The sequence below is a fragment of the Chitinophaga sp. 01L420 genome, assembly GCF_056399985.1.
The window spans coordinates 1-3535 of the sequence record NZ_JBFTSK010000118.1 but is presented as its reverse complement, the minus strand read 5'-3'; the positions used below and the strand labels follow the sequence as shown (position 1 = coordinate 3535).

Sequence of the window (3535 nt, the reverse complement as noted above, 5' to 3'; positions counted from 1 at the left end):
TACCGGCTATCATGGCGATACCACGATCCATACAGATGGCTACCGGCATCCCCGATTTTACACCCTGCAGCATCAGATAATGTGCCAGCTGATTTGACCATGCATTCAGTTCTCCGTAACTGATCTCCCGGCCTTCGGATACCACCGCCGCTTCTGCAGGCTGCAATGCAGCCTGCGACTCAAACAAATCTATCACCGTTTTTGCTTCCGGATAGGATATTTCAAAAATGTTATCAATCCTGATTAAATTACTTATCTCACTTTCAGATGGCAGCGCCAAACTATCTATCTCAACATTTGTGGCTTTACGAATTACGATATCTTTCAACAGGTTTGCATAATGTTCCAGCATACCGCTCATGGTCTGTTCCCCATACAAATCTTTATTGTAGGCCACTACGATATCTAATCCATTATTAAACTCTGAAATATTGAAAGAAATGTCAAATCTTGATGTCACCGCGCCGGCGTCTTCACCTCTCAGGCGAATACCAGAAAGGTTCAGAGCTTCCCCCTCAGGGGTATTGGCAAATACGAACATTACCTGGAATATCGGATTACGGCTCCAGTCCCGTTCAATATTTAATGCCTCCACCACTTTTTCAAATGGCACTTCCTGGTGCTCATAGGCATCCAACGTTGTTTGTTTTACCTGGCGTAGTAGTTCCCGAAAGGAATTGTYTCCAGCTACATGAGAGCGCAGTGACAAGGTATTTGCAAAAAATCCAATCAATCCCTCCACCTCTTTCTGTTGACGGCCAGCTATGGACGAGCCAATGCAAATATCATCCTGACCACTATAGCGATACAATAATATCTTGAAAGCTGTCAGTAGTCCCATATACAGACTGGTACCTTCCTCCTGGCAAATCAGGGACAATTGATCACGTATTTCCTTGCTAATGATATCCTGAACTATACCTCCGCGGGTACCTAATTCTGCAGGCCGCGGATAATCTGTAGGCAGGATCAAAGGTGCCACGCCATTGAGCTGCTCTTTCCAGTATAACAGCTTTTTATCCATGAATTCGCCGGACAAATATTCTCGCTGCCAGATGGCATAGTCAGCATACTGAATATCCAGTGCCGGCAATTCCACCGGAAGCCCTTCCACATAACTTTGATATAATACGGTCAGTTCTTTTGCGATAATCGCTCTGGACCAGGCATCAGAGGCGATGTGATGCATTGTTATTACCAGCACATCTTCCTGATCCCCCATCTGGATCAGGTGGCCACGGAGCATATGATCCGATGACAGATCAAATGGCTGGCTGACAAGAGCCGCGATCTTATTTTGTAAAGCAGGGGCATCTTCCCTGTAAGCGGAGCCGTCTATCAATTCCAGTCGCCATATTCCTGGTTCCAATACACTTTGATACGGACGTCCTTCCTCCTGCCTGATCACTGTCCTGAGCACTTCATGGCGATTGATGATGGTGCGCAAAGCATACTCCAGCCCTGTCACATCAACACCACCACTCAACCTGAGCACTGCAGGAATGTGATAAGGTAATTTCTTCAGTTGATCAATAAACCACAAACGTTCCTGGCCAAACGAAAGCGGAATACGGCGGTAACGTTCCCGCTTACCGGAAGTAATCAGGATATTGTCTGCTGTTTTATGAGATTTCCATTTCTTATCTTCTAAGAAATCAATAATTAATTTTTTATGCGTTTTTAATCCCTCCAGTAATTGCGGATCCACCTGGCTATCCCTGGGTATATTAAGGCGAAGTTTGTTTTCATGTAGTGAAATATCAATACCGGAACTCTTTGCGGCATGCAAAAGCTCAATAGCTTTGTTATATGGCATATGCTATAGATTTCTAAATGTTAACTGGTTAACTGGAGTAATTTTTAATATCGGGGGGAATGCATGCTTATAATTCCATCATTTTATATTCGGAAGTATTAGTCTCATTGCGACCATCATCTGTAAGTGTCAGGTCTACATATTTACCGAGTGCATTTATAGTCCTGAACTCGAACAGGACACGGATAGGCAATGCGATAGACAGCTGCCAGTTTTTCTTCCACCACATTGCGCGGCGCCTCATACTGATCTTTCAATTGCACGGATACATCCGGATCTGGAAATGCCTGCCGATCTATTTTTCCTGATAGCGTCAATGGTATCTGCTCCAGCTGCACCCATAAGCCCGGCACCATGTACTCTGGTAAACGTGCACGCATATACGCCAGTAATACATCTTTCTCAAAAACACCTTCCGTTACCACGTATCCTACCAAACGCTTATTGCCTTCTGCATCGGCACGCGCCAACACCACGCCCTGGCTCACAAGGCCACTTTCCTCCAGCACATTACCTATTTCACCTAACTCAATACGGTAACCACGAATCTTTACCTGGTCATCCGTGCGGCCCAGGTATTCAATACTTCCGTCGGCAAGCCAGCGGCACAAATCACCCGTCTTATACATCCGGACTGATGTATCTTCAGAAAACGGACACTTTACAAAACGGGCATCCGTTAATTCCTTATTCTGCCAATACCCCGCTGCTATCCCATCTCCTGCTATATACAATTCACCGGGTATACCTACTGCGCATACTGACAAATCACGTCCCAATATATACACCTGTGTATTGGAGAAGGGACGCCCTATCGGTATCGTATGACCATAGCGCCGATCCCGGTCTACCACATGCAGTAATTTACCTACCGTGGTTTCTGTCGGACCATAATGGTTCACGATCCGGCAAGGCGATGCCGAAGAGGAATAAATACTTTCAATGATATCGGAGGACAATGCTTCGCCCCCGAAAATAAGCAGCTGCGCCGGTAACAGTAAATGATCTGCTGTACGCAACGCCTTCCAGTGAGACGGGACTATCTTTAAACAATCAATACGATGCTGACGGAAATAAGAATGCATCAATTCCGGATCATTCACTTCCGTCCGGGATAAGATATGCAATGTACCACCAAGCAACAAGGAAGCATATACCACTGTATTGCCCAGATCCGTTGACAACGTTGATACCAGCCCAAAGGTCCGGCACTCACCAATCAGGATACGATCCTGTAAACCATATACATAATCAACCAGGCTGCTGTGCCGGATCATTACACCTTTCGGGCGACCGGTAGAACCGGATGTATACATGATGTATGCCAGGTCGTCAGACACAGATTGCCTGTCGGGATTGTGATCCGCACAGGACACTATTGCTATCTGCTCACGATCTATGTTGATGATCCGGGTACCGGATCCCGCATTCACGGATATATTTTCTATTAATTCTTCTCCCGTTATAATCACCTGACAGGCTGCATCCTTCAGCATATAACGGATACGGTCAGAAGGAAAATCAGGGTCTACCGGAACATACACTCCTCCTGCTTTCATAATCCCCAGTATACCGGCTATCATGGCGATACCACGATCCATACAGATGGCTACCGGCATCCCCGATTTTACACCCTGCAGCATCAGATAATGTGCCAGCTGATTTGACCATGCATTCAGTTCTCCGTAACTGATCTCCCGGCCTTCGGATACCACCGCC

2 protein-coding genes are annotated in these 3535 nt (G+C 46.2%); both read right to left on the bottom strand.

What is annotated here, in order from left to right:
• Positions 1-1816 (bottom strand): condensation domain-containing protein (locus tag AC1DP6_RS36385; protein WP_477059294.1); only part of this gene is annotated, 1816 nt, incomplete at its 3' end.
• Between the two features lie 143 nt (positions 1817-1959).
• On the bottom strand, positions 1960-3535 hold a 1576-nt coding region (locus tag AC1DP6_RS36380; RefSeq protein WP_477059293.1), incomplete at its 5' end, for a non-ribosomal peptide synthetase.